We start from the raw sequence: 883 nt of genomic DNA on the forward strand, positions 1-883 counted from the left end.
GAGGAGAAGGCGGGGGCGGGGATGCCGGCTGCCGCGGCGGTGGCGACGATGCGGCGCCAGGCGTCCTGGGCGCGGCCGAGTGCCTCGACGAAGTAGGGGGCGGTGAGCAGCACGGGCAGGTCGGGGGTGTGGTCGTAGGCGTCGGCGATGCGGTTGAGGAACTGGGCGCGGATGATGCAGCCGCCGCGCCAGATCTTCGACACCGCGCCGAGGTCGATCTGCCAGTGGTACTCGGCGGCGCCGGCGCGGATCTCATCGAAGCCCTGCGAGTAGGCGACGATCTTCGACGCGTACAGGGCGAGGCGGACGTCCTCGATGAACGCGTCGGCGTCGTCGACGGAGAGTCCTTCGGCGGGGCCGGGGAGGTCTGCGGACACGGCGCGCTGCTCGGGGTGGCTGGACAGCGACCGGGCGAACACGGCCTCGGCGATGCCCGAGACCGGCACCCCCAGATTCAGCGCGGTCTGCACCGTCCACGCGCCGGTGCCCTTCGCGCCGGCCTGGTCGAGGATGACATCCACCAGCGGCAGGCCGGTGCCGGCATCCACCTGGCGGAGCACCTCGGCGGTGATCTCGATCAGGTACGACTCCAGCTCTCCCCGGTTCCACTCCGCGAACACATCCGCGATCTCGGCAGGAGAGCGGCCGGTGCCGCGGCGGATCAGGTCATACGCCTCGGCGATGAGCTGCATGTCGGCGTACTCGATGCCGTTGTGCACCATCTTCACGAAGTGACCGGCACCGTCGTGGCCGATGTGCGTCACGCACGGCTCACCCTCGGCGACCGCCGCGATCGAGCGCAGGATCGGACCGAGCGTGACCCACGACTCGTCCGACCCGCCGGGCATGATCGACGGGCCCAGCAGCGCACCCTCCTCACCAC

1 protein-coding gene is annotated in these 883 nt (G+C 70.9%); it reads right to left on the minus strand.

Going from position 1 to position 883, the window contains the following annotated elements; genetic code table 11:
• A partial coding sequence (gndA, locus tag MK786_RS16245; RefSeq protein ID WP_241113276.1) for an NADP-dependent phosphogluconate dehydrogenase occupies positions 1 to 883 on the minus strand: 883 nt, incomplete at both ends.

Source organism: Microbacterium sp. CFH 31415, from assembly GCF_022538185.1.
In the GTDB taxonomy this organism is placed as follows: domain Bacteria; phylum Actinomycetota; class Actinomycetes; order Actinomycetales; family Microbacteriaceae; genus Microbacterium.